This window comes from Streptosporangium sp. NPDC051022 (genome assembly GCF_040683035.1).
Taxonomy (GTDB): domain Bacteria; phylum Actinomycetota; class Actinomycetes; order Streptosporangiales; family Streptosporangiaceae; genus Streptosporangium.
The window spans coordinates 1-16279 of sequence record NZ_JBFBCF010000007.1 but is presented as its reverse complement, the minus strand read 5'-3'; the positions used below and the strand labels follow the sequence as shown (position 1 = coordinate 16279).

General features: G+C 70.5%; 18 protein-coding genes. 6 read left to right on the top strand and 12 right to left on the bottom strand.

Annotation, left to right across the window (positions count from 1 at the left end; genetic code table 11):
* Positions 1-90: 90 nt before the first annotated feature.
* A complete protein-coding gene (locus tag AB0N02_RS14645) occupies positions 91-858 on the top strand; it encodes a hypothetical protein (RefSeq protein ID WP_363945968.1) in 768 nt (255 codons plus the stop codon).
* Positions 859-1019: 161 nt separating this feature from the next.
* Here AB0N02_RS14645 and AB0N02_RS14640 read toward each other — a convergent pair whose 3' ends face one another.
* The 3 genes from AB0N02_RS14640 to AB0N02_RS14630 form a co-directional block, all read right to left on the bottom strand.
* Positions 1020-1307, bottom strand: coding sequence for a hypothetical protein (locus tag AB0N02_RS14640; RefSeq protein ID WP_363945966.1), 288 nt, complete (start codon positions 1305-1307; stop codon positions 1020-1022).
* 36 nt (positions 1308-1343) lie between these two features.
* Entirely contained in the window at positions 1344-1901 is a 558-nt protein-coding gene (locus AB0N02_RS14635; RefSeq protein ID WP_363945964.1) for an HNH endonuclease family protein, read from the bottom strand.
* A 368-nt stretch (positions 1902-2269) separates the two neighbouring features.
* Positions 2270-3091, bottom strand: coding sequence for an NAD(P)H-binding protein (locus tag AB0N02_RS14630; RefSeq protein ID WP_363945963.1), 822 nt, complete (start codon positions 3089-3091; stop codon positions 2270-2272).
* A 118-nt stretch (positions 3092-3209) separates the two neighbouring features.
* On the opposite strand from AB0N02_RS14630, the gene AB0N02_RS14625 reads away from it, so the two are divergent.
* The 5 genes from AB0N02_RS14625 to AB0N02_RS14605 all read left to right on the top strand — a co-directional run bounded on the left by AB0N02_RS14625 (position 3210) and on the right by AB0N02_RS14605 (position 6337).
* Positions 3210-3800 carry a TetR/AcrR family transcriptional regulator gene (locus AB0N02_RS14625; RefSeq protein WP_363945961.1) on the top strand — a complete coding sequence of 197 codons (591 nt, stop codon included), beginning with the start codon at positions 3210-3212 and terminating at the stop codon, positions 3798-3800.
* A 439-nt stretch (positions 3801-4239) separates the two neighbouring features.
* Positions 4240-4836, top strand: coding sequence for a YbhB/YbcL family Raf kinase inhibitor-like protein (locus AB0N02_RS14620; protein WP_363945960.1), 597 nt, complete (start codon positions 4240-4242; stop codon positions 4834-4836).
* Between the two features lie 367 nt (positions 4837-5203).
* Complete coding sequence (locus AB0N02_RS14615) at positions 5204-5407, top strand: helix-hairpin-helix domain-containing protein (protein WP_363945958.1); 204 nt, start codon at positions 5204-5206, stop codon at positions 5405-5407.
* A 167-nt stretch (positions 5408-5574) separates the two neighbouring features.
* A complete protein-coding gene (locus AB0N02_RS14610) occupies positions 5575-6057 on the top strand; it encodes a hypothetical protein (RefSeq protein WP_363945956.1) in 483 nt (160 codons plus the stop codon).
* Between the two features lie 40 nt (positions 6058-6097).
* Entirely contained in the window at positions 6098-6337 is a 240-nt protein-coding gene (locus AB0N02_RS14605) for a hypothetical protein (protein WP_363945954.1), read from the top strand.
* Here AB0N02_RS14605 and AB0N02_RS14600 read toward each other — a convergent pair.
* From AB0N02_RS14600 to AB0N02_RS14560, 9 genes are all read right to left on the bottom strand, one after another.
* Complete coding sequence (locus tag AB0N02_RS14600) at positions 6291-7940, bottom strand: heparinase II/III family protein (RefSeq protein ID WP_363945953.1); 1650 nt, start codon at positions 7938-7940, stop codon at positions 6291-6293. The genes AB0N02_RS14605 and AB0N02_RS14600 overlap by 47 nt on opposite strands.
* A gap of 156 nt (positions 7941-8096) precedes the next feature.
* Entirely contained in the window at positions 8097-9215 is a 1119-nt protein-coding gene (locus AB0N02_RS14595) for a CU044_5270 family protein (protein ID WP_363945951.1), read from the bottom strand.
* Entirely contained in the window at positions 9208-9858 is a 651-nt protein-coding gene (locus AB0N02_RS14590; RefSeq protein ID WP_363945950.1) for an RNA polymerase sigma factor, read from the bottom strand. The genes AB0N02_RS14595 and AB0N02_RS14590 overlap by 8 nt, the downstream gene beginning before the upstream one ends.
* A gap of 81 nt (positions 9859-9939) precedes the next feature.
* Entirely contained in the window at positions 9940-11034 is a 1095-nt protein-coding gene (locus tag AB0N02_RS14585; RefSeq protein WP_363945948.1) for a hypothetical protein, read from the bottom strand.
* A 253-nt stretch (positions 11035-11287) separates the two neighbouring features.
* On the bottom strand, positions 11288-12526 hold the full coding sequence (locus AB0N02_RS14580) for an FAD-dependent oxidoreductase (protein ID WP_363945947.1): 1239 nt from the start codon (positions 12524-12526) through the stop codon (positions 11288-11290).
* A gap of 60 nt (positions 12527-12586) precedes the next feature.
* Positions 12587-12775, bottom strand: a complete 189-nt coding sequence (locus tag AB0N02_RS14575) for a ferredoxin (RefSeq protein WP_363945945.1) — start codon at positions 12773-12775, stop codon at positions 12587-12589.
* A 55-nt stretch (positions 12776-12830) separates the two neighbouring features.
* On the bottom strand, positions 12831-13676 hold the full coding sequence (locus AB0N02_RS14570; RefSeq protein ID WP_363945943.1) for a fumarylacetoacetate hydrolase family protein: 846 nt from the start codon (positions 13674-13676) through the stop codon (positions 12831-12833).
* A 23-nt stretch (positions 13677-13699) separates the two neighbouring features.
* Positions 13700-14629 carry a catechol 1,2-dioxygenase gene (locus AB0N02_RS14565; protein WP_363945941.1) on the bottom strand — a complete coding sequence of 310 codons (930 nt, stop codon included), beginning with the start codon at positions 14627-14629 and terminating at the stop codon, positions 13700-13702.
* Entirely contained in the window at positions 14617-16065 is a 1449-nt protein-coding gene (locus tag AB0N02_RS14560) for an aldehyde dehydrogenase (RefSeq protein WP_363945939.1), read from the bottom strand. The genes AB0N02_RS14565 and AB0N02_RS14560 overlap by 13 nt, the downstream gene beginning before the upstream one ends.
* Positions 16066-16279 lie beyond the last annotated feature (214 nt).

Sequence of the window (16279 nt, the reverse complement as noted above, 5' to 3'; positions counted from 1 at the left end):
TCACATGAATTTCACATCCTTCTCAACCTGGCGAGGGGTTCGTGTGTTGAGAGGGGTGGAAGGAGGCCCGCGAGTGACGGATGAGGACAAGTGACCGATGAGGACGAGAAAGCCTTCGACGAGTTCGTGGCCGCGCGGAGCACCGCTCTGCCGCACACCGCTGTCCTGGTCTGCGGCGCCTCCCAACACGATGCCGCCAATCGCTCTTCGGAGGTTGATCGACCGATGCGCTCCCTTGCCCTGTCCACCGCCGTGGTCTCCACGATGGTGGCCCTCAGCGTGGCTCTCGCGCCCGCCGCGGGTGCCGCTCCGTCCCCTTCCGCCTCTCCTGCCGGACGCACCGGGCAGACCCCGCCGGCCGGCAAGCCCTGCGTGACTCACCTGACCACCGACCCGTCCACCAACGGGAGGGTGAGCTGTTACGACACCTTCACCGAGGCCATTGCCGACGCCACCGGCGGGAGGATCACCGACGCTCCCCGTGACGGCGCCTCTGCCGTGGCCGACCCCGCCTTCGGCCGCCGCATCAACGCTCTCGCCCAGGCCAACGGCCGGCCGGCGGCACAGGCCTCTGAGTTCGTCATCGGTATCGAGTATGTGCACGCGAACTACGATGGCGGCTACCTGATCTTCGCGGCTGGCGCTCCCTGTGACGATGACAACGAGGTTGAGTGGAGGCTTCCTTATCTGGACTCAGGTTTCAACGACAAAATCTCCTCCTTTGAAAGCTATTCGGACTGTGAGGCCAACCACTATGAGCACTTCGAGTACGGAGGCTCCAGTACCGGTTGGCGCGGCCACACCAGCTACATCGGCTCGGCCATGAACGACCAGACCTCCTCCATTGAGTGGCGCTGAGAGACCGAGGTCATCGGGTCAGGGCGGCGCGTGCTCCCGTGGGTGTCCTCCTTGAGGTGAGGGGGGCGCGTGGCGCCCGGGAATGACGGGCGCAACGGGACCGGACAGCAGAGCGCCCCGCTTGCCCTCCACTCGGGAGGACGAGCGGGGCGCTCGTTCGGTCAGTGCGCCTGGTCGCCGGTCACGCCACCCTCATGCCCGGCCGCGGCGGCCTTCAGCACCGCCTGGTGCACCTGCTCGACGGTGCGGCCCTTGAGCGGGATGGGGGAGCCGGTGAGGGTGTACCACTCGTCGGCGCCGACGTACTGCACGGTCACGTGGGCGGCATCGTCGGTGGCCTCGGTCCGGATGGTGAGGTCACCGGTGACGACGCCGACCTCATCGGTCATGACGCCGCCGGGGCCGGCGACGACCTGGCCCTCGTAGTGCTCGGTGACCGCGTCGCTCATCTGCTCTCCCATCCGCTCCGCTGGACTGCCTATTTACTATTTACAGGTGTCCAGCATTTCACGGAGCGTGGCCACCTCGGTGGAGGTGACGGTGAGCGCGTAGTACTGCTTGACCTGGATCCAGGCCCTCGCGTACTGGCACCAGGCGGTGCGCAGCGGCGGCCTCCACTGGTCCGGCGACTGGTCGCCCTTGGACCGATTGCTGGCGGCGCTCACCGCGAGCAGCTGCGGCCTGCTGAGGTCGTTGGCGAACGCCCGCCTCTTCTGGGGAGACCAGTCGCCGGCGCCGGACCGCCACGCGTTGGCGAGCGGGACAATGTGGTCGATGTCCACCTGGGAAGCGGACGACAGAGACTTGCCGTCATAGAGCGACTTCCAGGTGCCGGAAACGGCCTTGCAATCGTCGTCCTGCTGTACGTTCCGGCCGTCCCTCTTCAGGATGACCTCTCGCGTGTCACAGCCCGCGCCTTTACGGCTCTGGCTCTGCCAGTGGGGGAATTTCCCCCTGCTGTATCCGGCCATCGAGCGCGGCGCGGCCACCACCAGCTTGCCCAGCGCGTCGCGGGCCTTCGCCGCAGGGATCGGCGTCGGCAAGGAAGCGGTGGAAGCCTGTGCCGGCGTGGGGGCGAGCACGGCGACGGCAGCCAAAGCGGCGGTAGCAGCAGGAAGCAGAGAAGAACGCACCAGACCTCCAAAAACGGGGGAAACCGTATGGAAGACGGCTATGTGCCCTGCTGGGTTGACCATGGAGAAGTCCCTGCTTGATCTCACAGAGCAGGGCCGGCGGTACTTCAGGGTCCGGTGCGGCGGTCGGATGCTCCCAGGGGTGTTATGAAATGCCGCTTAATGTCCGCTTTCGGCCATGGTGGGGCGAGAATCGCTGCCGTGGACGCAACCTCTGGCGCATGAGGCCGAGCCCGTCGGTACCGCGACGGCCCGGGGCGCCGCGGGCCCGGGGCGGGTCAGCGGAACGCGGCGGCGTTGCGTGTCGCCCAGGCGGTGAACGGCGCGGCCGGACGGCCGAGAACGCGCTCCACGTCCGGGCTGACCGCCTGCTCGGACTCGGTGGGCTCGCCGAGGATGGACAGCGTGCCCTCCACCACCGGGGCGGGCATGAACGCCGACATCTGCGCGTGCGCCTGCTCGCGGGTCTGCTCGACGAACGTCACCGGCTCGCCGATCGCCTGCCCGATCGCCTCGGCCCGCTGCCGTGGCGTGGTCGGCGCCGGGCCGGTGAGCACATAGGTCGCCCCGTCGTGGCCGTCGCCGGTCAGTACGGCGGCGGCCACCGCCGCGACGTCGTCGGGGTCGATGAACGGCAGCCCGACCTCGGCGAACGGGGCGGCGGCGGTGCGGTGCGCGCGGATCGGCTCGGCCCAGGCCAGTGCGTTGGAGGCCATCCCGCCCGAGCGCAGCACCGTGAACTCCAGCCCGGAGGCGGCCACGGCCTGCTCGAACCCGGCGGCGTGCGCGTAGGCGCCGGGCCGGGTGCCCACGCCCTGGGAGGACAGCAGCACCACCTTGGTCACGCCGGCGGCCTTCGCCTTCGCCAGCACCCCGGCCGGATCCTCACCGGCGACCAGCAGGAACAGCGTCTTGGCGCCGGAAAGCGCGGCGGAAAGGCTGTCGGCGTCTCCCAGGTCCGCGGCGACGGCGCGGGCCCCGGCCGGAACGTCGGCCGGTTCGATCCGGCGGGCCACCGCCGTCACGTGCTGCCCGGCCTCGGTGAGCATCCGCACCAGCGCCCGGCCGACGTTCCCGGTGGCACCCGTCACAACGATCATGATTTTCTCCATTTCGAGACGGTGGAAGCGAAGGTCATCGCCGCGCCGACTTGTTAGTTAGTTGACTAACTGAAATTCAAGTTAGCGGATCACGTCGCGCTTGTCTAACCTCAGTTAGGTGACTGACTCAGAGCGGACCGCGAAGCCGGCCGCCTCCCGCGGCGGCAAACGCGAACGCCTGGCCGCCGCAGCGGCCCAGGTGTTCCACCACCAGGGCGTGGAGAAGACCACCCTCGGCGACATCGCCCGCGCCGCCGACGTCCCGCTGGGCAACGTCTACTACTACTTCAAGACCAAGGATCAGCTGGTCGAAGCCGCCCTCGGCGCCCACCGTGACCAGCTGCACGCCATCACCGAACGGCTCGACCGGATCCCCGCACCCGCCGACCGCCTCAAAGCCCTCATCGGCGGCTGGGTCGATCAACGCGAGACCGCCGCCCGCTACGGCTGCCCGTTCGGCACCCTGGCCACCGAACTCGACAAACGCGACGACGGCCTGGAGCGCGGCGCGGCCGGCGTCATGCGGGCCCTCATCGACTGGGTCGCCGACCAGTTCGCCCAGATGGGGCGCGACGACGCCCGCGACCTGGCGATCGAACTCGTCGCCGCCTACCAGGGCATGTCGGTGCTCACCAACACCCTGCGCGACCCCGAGGTGATGAGCACCCAGGGCCGCCGCCTCGCCGGCTGGATCGACGGCCTCACCTGACCGGTGACGTCCTCCCGCCGGAATCGGCGATCCGGCTGGGAGGCGCTCCGGTGTTGGGCCGGAGGGGGCGGTCGCGTGCCGACGTCCCCGGCCGATCGTTCTTGGGGCGGCTGGGAGGATCGGGGGTTTCGGTTTGACGCGTGAACGATTTTCGGTGGTCATATCGAGATTCGGTCTGGGTCCGGAAAGGGGGCTTCGTTCGAGACCGGATTGAGTTGGAACGGAAAGGGTACGCCGTCGCGACCTGGCTTTTTCCGTGCGCCGCAGATCGTCGGGCCTTCAGTGATGTCGCAACATCCATGACGATCCTTGATGAAAGCGACAATGTGCGTGGTAGCGGATAGAAAAGACGATCCGTACACTATGGTCGCGAACTAAGTAAATATCAATGGAAAAACGGACGGAGCACCAGGACCAGAATCCTCCTTAGGAGCCCTCTGTGACCATCAAGCGATTCGTGTTGTATGCCCTGCTCGTCACGTCGACCGTCAGTTCCTCGGTCGCCGTCGCCACGCCGTCGATCGCGGGGACGGCGGAGAAGAGCGGCGCCGCGTTCACTCTGACAAGCACCGCCTTCTCCCCGGGCGGGGTGATTCCGAAGGTCCACGAGTGCACCAGCAGCGGCAGCAACGACCCGCGCCAGAAGAACGAATCCCCGCCGCTGGCGTGGGCCGGCGCACCGGCCGCCGCCCAGAGCTACGCGATCGTCATGCGCGACCTCGACAACAACAACCTCATTCACTGGGTGATCTACGACATTCCGGTGAGTACGACCTCGCTCCCGCAGAATGTCCAGCACGCCTACAATCCCGCGGTTCCCGCGGGAGCCAGGCAGGTCTACTACCGCGGAAGCGCGAGCCTTTTCGGCTATCAGGGGCCCTGCTCGCCCACGACGGTGAACACCTACGAGTTCGTGGTCTACGCGCTCAACAAGGCCAAGCTGTCCGAACTGACCTCCAATTCATCGACGCAGACCGCGGCCAAGACCATCGCCAACGCGTCGCTGGGGTCGGCCAGACTGTCCGGGGAGTCGTGAGACGGGGCGACGCCTCATCACCACGGATCACCTCGGAGTGAGTCACCTCCGCGCGGAGGTGTCCGGATTTCCGGGCCTGATCTCCTCCTCAGGGAAACATCCCTGTTGTTCGTGGCAGGGAAGCGGCAGGGAAGTGGCGGGAAAGTGGCGGGTAGAGGGCGGCCGTGACCTCGGATGTCACGACCGCCCTTTCCCGTCAGGCTCGCCGGTCACGCCGGTGACGTCATCACGTGCGACTCACGTGGAAGTGTCCGCACGGCACCCGAATGATCCATTACCTCTCACCGGAGCATGAGCGCCTCGCTACGCTGGTCCTGGCCGGACGACACGGCGGTCGTACCCTGACCGCGACACCGGGGAGAAGCGCATGGAAGACGAGCGCACCGACGATCTGCCGAAGATCGGTGCCCCGGCACGGCGTGCTCTGCTGGGGGCAGGCTACGCCCGTCTGGAGCAGCTCACCGAGGTCACCGAAGCGGAGCTCCTCGCACTGCACGGTATGGGGCCGAAAGCCGCGCGCATCCTCCGCGTCACCCTCGAAGAGCGCGGCCTGACCTTCCGCGACGGCTGAGTCGGAGGTGACCCGACCGTGTCCTTCGAGCCGGGGTACGGAGACTCCGCTCGAAGATCACAGCGCGTCGCCTACCCCGCCGAGGAACGTGGGCCATTCGCCGGTCCGGGCCGGAGGGGACGCGTGACCTCTTCTGCCCCGTGCCGAGATGACGGACCGGGATGCCGATGACCTTCAGGCTGCCGCGCGGGGCGACAGGGTTCCGGGACGCGGGGGAGCCGTCCGCCGAGCCGATGGATCGGCGCGAGTTCGCCCGGGTCGTCCACGCCGTGGCGCGCCGTACGAACGGCGGGGTTCTCGCCGTCGATCACGCGGAGACGGTACGGAGCTTCCGTTCCGCCGTGCTCGTCCACCGGGATCGGAAGGTGGAGGTCGTGGGACACCTGCTCCTTCCGTTCCTCGCCCTCGCCCGGCCCGGGGAGGAGGGCGACATGACGGTGTCGTTCCTGGACGATCCGGACGTCGCGAGGGCGCTCGGCGAGCTCGGAGAGCTCGGAGGGTGCGGGCCGTACCGCCTGCTGAGCGTGGCCGAGCTGACCCTTTCGACGTCCCGGGCCGATCTGTCCGAACTCGCAGCGGTGGAGCTGGAGCAGCTCCGGTACTGGAATCCGGGAACGGTCGGCGAGGTGCTGTTCAACCACTGGGACTGAGGCACCGGGCGGGCTGTGTGACCGGGGCGAGGGGTAAACCATGTGCGAACTGTCGGTGGGGCAGGCAAGAATGCCATACATCATGGTCATTTCCCCGCCACTTCCGTTCGCCGCCACGACGTCGCCGAACGGTGACATCGTGGTCTTCTACCTCGGCCCCGAGCCGCGCATGACGTCGGAACAGGCCCTCGTGTTCGCCGCCCAGCTCCGCGACATGGCCGCCGAGGCGTCGCTCACCCCGCAGCCGTCGCCGGACATGGCAGGTCGAGCGAGAACGTGAAGGAGACGGGCCCGGCGGGAGTGCCGACGGTCAGCCTCCCGGCGGAGTGCGAGACCTCGGGGTCGCCGGTGCCGGGCACGACGAGGGTCAGCAGTGAGCGGGCCGCCGGGGAGAGCAGGGTCGTCGTCTCCGTGTTCCTGAGATAGCCGAGGGAGATCGTTCCCGGCTGTGCCGCCTGGCCGCCGCGCGGCCGGCAGGAGGGCATCGCGAGCTGGACCAGCGTCGCCCGCCAGTCGCCGTCGGCCAGCACCACCCTGCCGTCACGGTTGGAGACCACCCTGAGCGACGGGGCGAGGTGCCATCGGTTGCGCAGCGTCGCCCCCGGCGGGACCTCGTCCAGCACGGCCATCAGGTCGGCGCCGTGGTTGACCAGGACCGTGCGCGTACGGCTGACGCCGTACGCGTCGTCGGTGAGCCGGTAGGACTGGCGGGTACGGCGCAGCGACGACCCCACCAGGCGCGTCGCCGTACCCCCGCGGAACTCCGCGTCCACCACGAAGGGGACGTTGTGGGCCTCCGGCGAGGTCGTCCACGCCCGGTAGGCCGTCCGCTCGTAGGAGTGGAAGCCCGCCTCGACCAGGATGTCCCGGCCGTGGGCGTGGTAGGTGACGCCCAGGTGGTCCTCGTGGCCGTGGAACCCGCGTCCCGGGCCGAACCTGATCGAGTAGTACGCCGACCGCGGGTCGTTCCAGGCCGTCCTGCCGAAGACGTAGCCGTCGTCGAACACCCCGACCGTGGCCTCCTCGGGCGCGAAGCCCGCCGGGCGCGTGTCGGCGGGACTGTCGCCGATCGGCACCAGGCGGCCGTCGGGCTGGGTGGCGTGGCCGATGTAGGCCTCCAGTGCCGCGCGCCGCTCGGCGAGACCCGCGGGGATCTCCGCACCGGACCTCCGGAGGGCCTCCAGAGCCGTGCCCAGCCGCCGGTGGACGTAGATTCCGTACCGCGGTGCCTGCTCGCGCAGCGCGCCCTGCGCGTCGATGGCCAGTTCGGCCGAGGCGGTCATCCGCCGGACGGCCAGGTCCCTCCACGGCTCGTGGCCGAGACGGCAGCCGATCGCCAGCAGTGCGATGTCCTGGTCCAGGCCGTGGTTGTGCCCCTGCCGGTAGAGCGCGGGGTCGGACAGGAGCCGGGCGTGCTCGACCAGACTGTCCGACAGCCAGGCGGTACGGACGTGCGCGCTGAGCCGGACCAGCGCCGGGGCGCGCAGCGCGATCGGGTGCTCGGCCCAGGCCCAGGGGCTGACACCGGCTCCACCCCGGGGGTTCTTCCGTACCCAGTCCTCGGAGATCTCGGCGGCACGGGCGAGGAGGTCCCGTCCTCCCGAGCGTTCGTGCTCCACCACCAGCCGTCCCACCCACCTCAGCGCGTGGAGGTTCATCGCCCAGGAGCGGTTGCCGTGCGGGTCGGAGCACCAGTCGACGTCCGTTCCCAGGTCGACGGCGGGCAGACCGACGAACCTGACCCGGCCCTCCATGACCTCGGAGACCTTGATCCCGGGGAACTCGTCCGGCCCGCCGACGATCAGACCCTCGCAGGTCGCCAGGGAGGGGACGGCGGTACGTCTCGTGATCGTTCTGAGCGCGGCGCGGGCATGTCGAAACAAGCGATTGCTCCAAGAGTGGGTGGGCGGCTCCGTGCCGTGACCGGTGGATCCCGTGGCCGGTGGAATCGCCCCACCGGCGCCGCGGGGTGGGAAAGCCGCGGGGTGGGAAAGCCGCGGGGTGGGAAAGGGGCGGGGTGGGAAAGGGGCGGGGACGGCCTACGGAAGGGCGGGGACGGCCGGTCTCTCGTCGGTCCAGCCCGCCTCCAGGACCAGTTCGACCTGGTCGCCGACGGTCCCCGGCTGTCCGGTGACGGTCGAGGAGAGCACCTGGGAACTGCGGGGATCGATGATCAGCGTTCGCCGGACGCCCATGGCGGCCTGCGGCGCGAAGGAGAACGCCGCCCCCGTCCTGCCCCGTTCGTCCGTGGCCTCGCCCAGATATCTGACGTTCGGCAGCTCGGCGAGCGCCCGGTAGGCGGCCGCCCGCACGTCCGGCGGCGACGGCTTGCTCCACAGCAGGCCGCTGAGCGCGTCGGCGACGACCCCGTCGGACGGACCGGCCGGTGCGTCGCGTACCGTTTCGGCGACCCGCCTCAGCAGCGCGGCGGGGTCGGCCGGCAGCCGCCGGATCTGCTCGAAGGTCATCTCCCGGCCCGCCATGCTGAAGGCCGCCCCGCCGGTGACGGCCTTGAGGCTCCCCTCGCCCGGCGACGCGGACAGGACACCCTCGCGGACCGGCCAGCGGGTGGGGGAGCCGTCGCGGCGCCAGGCGGCCTCGTCGGCCCCGCTCCTCGGGCGTGTCCCCAGCGCGCGGGAACCGGACCAGACCCTGCCGTCCCCGGAGACCCACTGCTCGGTGAGCCGTGACTCCACCACCCAGTAGCGGTCGCCGCCGCTGCCGAGCCGTTCCGGATACGTCCGCCGGTTGAGCTTCCTGACGTGCCAGTAGGCGCCCGTCGCCGCGCCGCCCGACTCGGCGGTCGCCGCCGCGGCGAGCAGGATCGACTGCCCGGAGACCGTCGTGGCCGGGCCCGGCACCCGCGTCCCCCCGCCTTCTCCGGTCTCCCCGGTCCTCCCCGTCGTCGTGGGAATCGCCGTCGTGGGAGCCGTCGTCGTGGGAGTCGCCGTCGTGAAAACCGTCGTCGCGGGGACCGCGATCGCCACCGCCGCGGCGGCAGTGGCGGCGGCGACGAGACCGGCCATCGCCGTCGTCCACGGCAGCCGCCGGCGGCCTCGCCGGGACTCGGCGTTCAGCCGCTCGCGAACCCTGGTCTCGAGGAGGGGGTCGGGACGCGGCTCGCCGTACAGTTCGCGGAGCGTGCTGAGCTCATCCACGGTCGGCCTCCTCGGCGTCGAGCATCGGGTTGGTCTCGCCCAGTGCGGCGCGCAGCTTCCGTCTGGCCCGGTTCAGCCGTGATCCAACGGTTCCGTATGGGATGCCCAGGGCCGTGGCGATCTCCTCGTGGCTCAGGTCGGCCAGGGCGACGAGGAGCAGGACGTCGCGATCCCGCCGGTGAAGCCCGGCCACGGCGGCCGCGAGACTCGGCCGCAGGCTCTCCGCACTGACCTGTACGGCGACGCGTTCCTCGTGCCCGGGGGTGTCGGGATCCGGGCCGTGGCGTCCGAGCGCGCGCAACGTGCGCACCTCGACGCGGCGGTGTCTGCCGATGAGGTTGGTCGCGATGCCGTACAGCCAGGCCCGCACGCTGGCGCGGGAGGAGTCGTAGCGCGCCCGCTTGCGGAAGGCGGTGAGGAATGTCTCCGCGACGACGTCCTCGGCGTTGTCGGCGCCCAGCCGCTGGGTGACATAGCGGTGGATCTCCCCGAAATAGGTGTCGAAGATCGCACTGAACTGCTCGGACTCGTCGAGGGAACGCCGGACGACCTCGGCGTCGTCCACTGGGTGAGTGGCCCAGGACATCGTGGTCACGATGGTCTCCCGGTCATGCGCGGCCTTCCGGAGGCGATCGGCGGTCATCCTTTATCACCCGATCCACCGATCCGCTTTCACGGCCGTGAGGCGCGTTCGCCCCGATTCCGGGGGAGACGTTCCCCTCCGCTACACCCCGAGGGCCAGACGGTGCTCCCAGGCGAGCTCCAGTACGGCGGCTCCGGCCGCCTGCATCGGCTCGTCACGGACGTACCGGGTCACCTGCTCCGCGCGGAAGGGGATGCCGCCCGCCCCGACGACCCGTCCCTCCTCGTTCTCCTCGACGATGCCCCCGAGGAGCGCGTCGAACGCCTCCGCCTCGAACACGCTCACCGCCAGGATGTCCGTCGCGAACGTCAGCGGATCGACCCCCAGCCCGAGCACGAAGGAGCGCAGCAGCCCCTCGGCGCGCGCCTGTTCCATCCGGCGGTGGAAAGGCCACGTGTCGTAGGCGAACGCCTCGCCGTACAGCTCCGCGTGCCCGAGGAACTCCTCGCCGTACTCCCGCACGGCGCACCTCCACAGGTCGAAATCCTCGGCTTCGGCCGCCTGCCCGTCGCCTCTCGGCTGGAAGACGCCCACCGGCATGACCTGGTGGAGACCGCCTCCGTGCGCGACCAGCGCGGGATCGCGCCAGTGCAGGACGAACGTCGTCTCCCCGGTACGGCCGTCGTGCCGCAGGGTCAGCATCGACACGGCGGGCACGACGACCCGGCCGCCCAGGTCGGTGGGATCCTCCACGAGAGATCGGAGGGGCAGGTGGTCGTCCCGCAGCAACTGCGCCGCCGCCAGCTCGTGGGCCGCGGCCTCGCCGACGTTGACGGCGTCGAAGTAGGACCCCCGGGTGAAGTGCAGCGTCGGCCACGCCGCGTCGAGCAGCCGGTAGCACGGGCGGTTCTCGAACAGGTGAGGTCTGCCGTGGTTCGCCATGGCCTCGGCGTAGGTGCCGCTGTCCTCGGGGAGGATCGCCCGAGCCTGCGGCTCGGTGCCGGTCACGGTGGGCGCGGGAGCGCGGTCGGTCCACTCCAGGACGACACGGTCGAGCCCGAGTGGCTCGTCCGGCAGCCAGCCGTCACGGGTCAGCAGGGGCGTCGATCCGGCCCGCTTCCACCCGGGATAGAACCGGTCGGCGACGCGGGCGAGGTCGTGCCGGTGCCCGTTGAGGTGGTCGCGCACCTCCCGCCACGTCGGAGGGACATCCTTCGCCTGCGCGTTCGCGTTCATCGAGGCCCCAGCGGAAGACGGCGTTGCCTCCGACACCCTACGGCCACGACGGCACCGGCGCGGCACCACCGCCGACGGCCGGTGCCCCCTTCCCGGCACCCGCGCCGCCACGCGTTCCCCGCACCATGCTGGAAGGTCCCGTGGCGCCGGTACGGCGAGTGGTGACGCGGGCCTGGCCGGCGCCCATGGGCGGCGCGTGACCCGGTGAACGTTCCAGTTCCCGCCTCCGGTGCCGGGCATCCGGGTATCCGGATCAGGCGAGTGCCGGGGTGCGCATCAGCTCGTTTCGGTAACGGGCCAGGGCCGACGGGAAGCCGATTATGACGACGCCGATGAGCTCGCCGCCGTCGTGGTAGCCGACCACGACCTCTCCGTCGAGGTCGCCCTCCAGCACCCGGATGTCGGCGCCGCCCAGCGCGGGAGCGCCGAAGGACTGGATGCGCAGGCCGTACTGGTCGCTCCAGAACGTCGGCAGCGGCGCGAACGGGGCCGGGTCCCGCTCGACGTGCCCAAGATCGGCCAGCAGGCTGACCACCGCGCGCTTGGCCGTGTCCGTGGGGATGCTCCAGTGCTCGACCCGCCGCGCCACCTCGTCGTAGCGCGGGTTGGGGAAGCGTGCGACGTCGCCGACCGCGACCAGGTGGGAGCGTCCCTCGACGCGCAGCGCGTTGTCGCACAGTACGCCGTCGGACAGGTCCAGGCCGTTGCCCTCGAGCCACTCGGTGTTGGACGCCGAGCCGACGGCCTCCACGACCACGTCGGCCTCGACCACGGTGCCGTCGGACAGCTCCGCGCCGCCGACCCGCTCGGTCTCGCTCGCCGTGGCGTCGTCGTCCCGGCCGTCACCCGCGGGGCCGGTGCCGAGGAACCGCCCGATCGTACGGCCGAGCAGGAACCGTACCCCCTCGGCCTCGTGGCGCCGCTGGAGCGCGGCACCCAGCTCGGAGCCGAGCGGGCGGAGCATCGGCACCGCCTCCGGGGCGACCACGGTGACCTGGCAGCCCAGCACGCGGGCGGTCGCGGCGACCTCACAGCCGATGAACCCGGCACCGATCACCAGCACCCGGGCCCCCGGCAGCAGCTCCGCGCGCAGCGCCGCCGCGTCCTCCAGCGTCCGCACCACATGCCGCCCGAGCACCGGGCCGGGCACGGGCAGCCGCCGCGGACGCATCCCGGTCGCCACGACCAGACCGTCGTAGTTCAGCTCGGCGCCGTCGGCGAGCCGTACGGCACCCGCGGCCAGATCCGCCGAGGCGATCGGGACGCCGAGCTGCCAGGTCACGTCGGCCACGGCCGGACGGAGCCGGAAGGCGACCGCCCCGTGGGTGACCTCGGACGCCAGGGCCTCCTTCGACAGCGGCGGCCGGTTGTACGGCAGGTGCGTCTCGTCGCCGATCGCGACGATCTCACCGGCGAAACCGGCCGCCCGCAACCGCTCGGCCGCGCGCAGGCCACCCATGGACGCGCCCGCGATCACGATGCGCTGGCTCATTGTCACTCTCGCTTCCTCGGCTGTCGGCCGTACCGGGGTGTCCCGGGAAAGGACCTGGGCCTAGCCCTCGACCGTGATGGCCTGGAGCGGGCAGACGTCGGCGGCCTCCTCGACGGCGTCACGCAGCGCCTCGTCGACCTCGGACTCGTAGACCAGGCGGCCGCTGTCGTTGATCTGGAAGACCTCGGGCGCGGCGAAGACGCACTGCCCGTGGTCCTTGCAGACGTCCATGTCGACGATGACCTTCATTGCACAACTCCTGGTAGATCTTGATGGAACCGGTGGATCTGGTGGATCTGGTGGACTAGCGCCGGGGGGCGCGGATGCCGCGGAACTCCCAGTCGCCGCCGAAGGTGGTGGAGATGACCTCTTCGGATTCGGTGGGCTGGGCGCCGCAGTCGTCGCGGATGGGGGCGGGGCCGGTGACGATGTGGTTGGTCAGGGTGCCCAGGCCTTCGACCTCGACCTCGACCACGTCGCCGGGCTGGACCGGGCGGGAGTTGGCCGGGGTGCCCGACAGCAGTACGTCGCCGGGGTGGAGGGTGATGGTGCGGGCGATGTCGGCGACCAGGTAGTGCATGTCCCATTCCATCTCGTCGGTGGAGCCGTCCTGGGCGACGGTGCCGTTGACGAGGGTGCGCAGCCGTTTGCCGCGGAAGTCCCAGCCGGTGACCAGGCCGGGGCCGAGGGGGCACAGGGTGTCCGATCCCTTGACGCGCAGCATGGAGCCGGCGTCGGTGTCGCGGAAGTCGTGCAGGCCGTAGTCGTTGCCGATGGTGTAGCCGGCGATGTAGTCGCCGGCTTCGGCGGGGGAGATGTTGCGGGCGGTGCGGCCGATGACGATGGCCACCTCGCCTTCGTAGTTGAGGTACTTGCAGCGTTCGGGGCGGACGACGGCGCCCTTGTGGGCGTTGAGGGAGGAGGTGGGCTTGTGGAAGTAGGTGGGGGCGTCGGGCAGGGAGGTCATGAACTCCTCGACCCGGCTGCGGTGGTTGAGGTGCACCGCGATGATCTTGGAGGGGACGACCGGCGGCAGGTGCACGGCCTCCTCGACGCCGACTGTCCGGCCGTCGGCGCTGACGAGCTCGTCGCCCTCACGGCGCACCTGGGTGGCGGCGCCGTCGAGCAGGATCCTGCGGTACTCGGGCATCGGTGTCTCTTTCAGGCTGGAGGTCAGGCGGGGTATGGGTAGGGGTAGGGGTCGGTGGAGGGGTCGGTGCGGTGCGGGGCGGGGAACCCGCCGGCCGGCCGGTCGAACCACAGGTGTACCTGGCCGGTGCCGACCGAGTTCTCGTAGTGGCCGTACTGGCGGCCGGGCACGGCGCAGTCGCTCTCGCCCAGGGCGCCGATCATCATCAGGTAGTGGCCGAAGCGGGCCTCGGGCTTGACGCGGGCGAAGTCGTCCATGGTGTCCAGGACCCGGGCGTGGTCGCCGGCCTTGAGCCAGCCGATGCGTTCGTAGTCGGCCGCCCGGGCCTCGTCGCTGATGATGTGTTCGGGGTCGGAGGCCTCGTGGGCGCGCAGGTGACGCAGTGGCCAGAAGGTGTGTGACAGCGCGCCCGAGGCGATGAGCAGTACCCGCCGGTCGGTGGCGGCGATGGCGTCGCCCAGGGCGCGGCCCAGCCGCAGGTGGTCCTCGGCGTCGCCGGTCTGGCACACCCCGATGCTGACCCAGCGTTTGCCGGCCACGCCCAGGTGGGTCCACAGGTTGATGGTGGCGTAGAAGATCGGCAGGTAGGGGTCCTCGATCGCGGTGATCCAGGTGGCGTGCTCGGGTGCCCGGGCGGCGATGGCGTGGGCCAGTTCCTGATCGCCGGGGAAGTCGTACGGCATGCGGCACATGCCGCGGGGGAGTTCCTCGGAGGTGAACAGGCCCGCCCGGTGTTGCTGGGCGGCGACCACGAACTCCACCGTGGTGGCCCAGTGCGAGTCGAGCACGACCACGGTGTCGTACTCGACGGTTTCGAAGACGTCGGCGCGCAGTTGTTGCAGGCCGGTGACCAGGCTGATCTCGTGGCCGCCGTTGAGCTCGCGGCGGGTGTGCTCGGGCAGGACGATGGTGGGCACGTGGGCCAGCAGGCCCGCCCCGACTACTTGGCCCATGGTGCGCTCACCGTGTTCTTCACATCGCAGTAGAAATCGAAGCTCCAGTCGCCGCCCTCGCGGCCGACGCCGGAGTGGCGTGCGCCGCCGAAGGGGGCCTTCAGGTCGCGCACGAAGAAGCAGTTGACCCACACGGTGCCGGCCACCAGCCGGCCGCTGACGCGTTCGGCTCGTTGCGGGTCGCCGGTGAGGAGGGTGGCGGCCAGCCCGAACCGGGTGGAGTTGGCCATCGCCACGGCCTGGTCCTCGCCGGTGAAGGTCTGCAGGGTCAGGACGGGGCCGAAGACCTCCTCGTTGACGATCTCGCTGTCGGCGGCCGCATTGGTGATGAGGGTGGGCCGGTAGTACAGGCCGCCCAGGTCGGTGTTGGGGCCGCCGCCGAGTGCGGCGGTGGCGCCGGCGGCCAGGGCGCGGGTGACGAAGCCGTCGATGCGGGCCAGGTGGTCGGGGTGGATGTTGGGGCCGATGTCGGTGGCCAGGTCACGGGGGTCGCCCTGTTTCAGGGCGGCGGCGCGTTCGAGGAAGCGGGCGGTGAACTCCTCGGCGACGGAGTCCTCCACCAGCAGGCGGCTGCCGGCCAGGCAGACCTGCCCGGCGTTGTCGTACTGCTCCACGGCCAGGTGCACGGCCAGGTCCAGGTCGCTGTCGGCGAAGACGATCAGCGGGGACTTGCCGCCCAGTTCCAGCGACAGCGGGGTGAGGTTGGATGCGGCGGCGGCGGAGATGTGGCGGGCGGTGGGTACCGACCCGGTGAAGCTGATGCGCCGCACGCGGGGGTCGGCGACCAGGGCGGCGCCGACCTCCTCGCCGTAGCCTTGCACGACGTTGAACACCCCGGCCGGCAGGCCGGCCTCGGCGGTGATGTCGGCCAGCAGCGAGGCGGTCAGCGGGGTCCACTCGGCGGGTTTGAGCACCACGGTGTTGCCGGCGGCCAGGGCCGGGGCGATCTTCCAGGTGGCCAGCATCAGCGGCGCGTTCCACGGGGTGATCAGCGCGCACACCCCGGCCGGGTCCCAGCTGACGTGGTTGGTGTGGCCGCGGGTCTCGAAGTCGGCATGCCCGAGTTGCAGCAGCCAGTCGGCGAAGAAGCGGAAGTTGTGCGCGACCCGGGGCATCACGCCGCGCAGGTGTGAGCGCAGCAGTGCGCCGTTGTCGGTGGTCTCCACGATCGCCAGCCGGTCCAGGTGCTTTTCCACGCCGTCGGCGATGGCGTGCAGTAGCCGGGCCCGCTCCGCGCGCGGGGTCGCGGCCCAGGCGGGGAAGGCGCGTTCGGCGGCGCCGACCGCGGCGTGGGCGGTGGCGGCGTCACCGCGGGCGATGCGGGCGATGACGGTTCCGTCGATGGGGGAGACGTCGTCGAACGTGGCAGGCGAGCCGATCCGTTCGCCGTCGATCCAGTGATCGCCGTTGACGGGGACGCCGGCGACAGTGGCCATCCGCTTCTCCTAATCGTTTGACTCCAAACAAATTAGAGTCGGTTTGGTCCCGTGGTCAAGATGCTGCCTGCGAAAATACGTTATCGTTTGGAGTCAAACAAACATTGAAGGAGTTTGTGATGTCCCGACGTCCGCTCATCGCGATCCCTTCGCGTTTCGCCGCGACGACCTCCGCGCTGCGGTATGCGGCGGTGGTGACCGCGCGGGCGCTGGC

Bases quoted from the DNA above. Each gene is read 5' to 3' on its own strand.
- AB0N02_RS14605 (WP_363945954.1), top strand. From the start codon at position 6,098: ATGTGCGAACTGTCGGTGGGGCAGGCAAGAATGCCATACATCATGGTC.
- AB0N02_RS14615 (WP_363945958.1), top strand. From the start codon at position 5,204: ATGGAAGACGAGCGCACCGACGATCTGCCGAAGATCGGTGCCCCGGCA.
- AB0N02_RS14565 (WP_363945941.1), bottom strand. From the start codon at position 14,629: ATGGGCCAAGTAGTCGGGGCGGGCCTGCTGGCCCACGTGCCCACCATC.
- AB0N02_RS14590 (WP_363945950.1), bottom strand. From the start codon at position 9,858: ATGACCGCCGATCGCCTCCGGAAGGCCGCGCATGACCGGGAGACCATC.
- AB0N02_RS14640 (WP_363945966.1), bottom strand. From the start codon at position 1,307: ATGAGCGACGCGGTCACCGAGCACTACGAGGGCCAGGTCGTCGCCGGC.
- AB0N02_RS14610 (WP_363945956.1), top strand. From the start codon at position 5,575: ATGACCTTCAGGCTGCCGCGCGGGGCGACAGGGTTCCGGGACGCGGGG.
- AB0N02_RS14585 (WP_363945948.1), bottom strand. From the start codon at position 11,034: ATGAACGCGAACGCGCAGGCGAAGGATGTCCCTCCGACGTGGCGGGAG.
- AB0N02_RS14575 (WP_363945945.1), bottom strand. From the start codon at position 12,775: ATGAAGGTCATCGTCGACATGGACGTCTGCAAGGACCACGGGCAGTGC.
- AB0N02_RS14630 (WP_363945963.1), bottom strand. From the start codon at position 3,091: ATGATCGTTGTGACGGGTGCCACCGGGAACGTCGGCCGGGCGCTGGTG.
- AB0N02_RS14580 (WP_363945947.1), bottom strand. From the start codon at position 12,526: ATGAGCCAGCGCATCGTGATCGCGGGCGCGTCCATGGGTGGCCTGCGC.
- AB0N02_RS14560 (WP_363945939.1), bottom strand. From the start codon at position 16,065: ATGGCCACTGTCGCCGGCGTCCCCGTCAACGGCGATCACTGGATCGAC.
- AB0N02_RS14570 (WP_363945943.1), bottom strand. From the start codon at position 13,676: ATGCCCGAGTACCGCAGGATCCTGCTCGACGGCGCCGCCACCCAGGTG.